The sequence below is a fragment of the Escherichia sp. GZ89 genome, from assembly GCF_019366485.1.
Taxonomy (GTDB): domain Bacteria; phylum Pseudomonadota; class Gammaproteobacteria; order Enterobacterales; family Enterobacteriaceae; genus Escherichia; species Escherichia fergusonii.
This window is the reverse complement of the sequence record NZ_JAEOHX010000075.1, coordinates 1-533: the sequence shown is the minus strand read 5'-3', so window position 1 is coordinate 533 and position 533 is coordinate 1. Positions and strand designations below refer to the sequence as shown.

The 533-nt window shown below is 53.1% G+C and carries 2 pseudogenes; both read left to right on the top strand.

What is annotated here, in order from left to right:
• A pseudogene (locus tag K0335_RS22285) lies at positions 1-450 on the top strand (phage protein D); the annotation flags it as partial.
• A pseudogene (locus tag K0335_RS22585) lies at positions 447-533 on the top strand (phage baseplate assembly protein V); the annotation flags it as partial. The pseudogenes K0335_RS22285 and K0335_RS22585, both read left to right, overlap by 4 nt.

Here is a 533-nt window from a genome sequence, read left to right as displayed (position 1 = left end):
CACCAGAAAAGCAGCAGTAAAAAACTGATCGTCTACGAAGCTGATGGTGGTACCCGTGAAAGCGACAAAAAGCTCAAAGGCGGTAAGGTTACCAGCGCTGACTCACTTAAAGTTAACAGCCGCGTCAGCGACCCGGACAGCGCCCGGATTAAAGCGGATTCAGCACTGGCCAGACATAACGAATACCAGCAGAACGGCTCCCTGACGCTGACGGGAACGCCTCAACTGACAGCAGGCAACAAAATTGAACTGGTGGGCTTTGGACAGTTATCCGGTCCATGGCTGATAATCACTGCCCGCCATGCGTTTGAGCGTAACAGCGGCTACACCACAGAGCTGGAAGTGGCACGGGGGCCAGTCACAAGAGGGAAAAAACAAAAAACTCAGAAACTCACGGTTTATCACCCGGATGGCAGTACATCGACGGTGATTAAGGAGAAGAAAAAATGACTGGTGTCACCCGTCAGATCGGTACGGTCAGTGCCGTTGATGCCGACAGGGTTCAGGCCCGCGTTCGTCTGCCTGAATGCGAT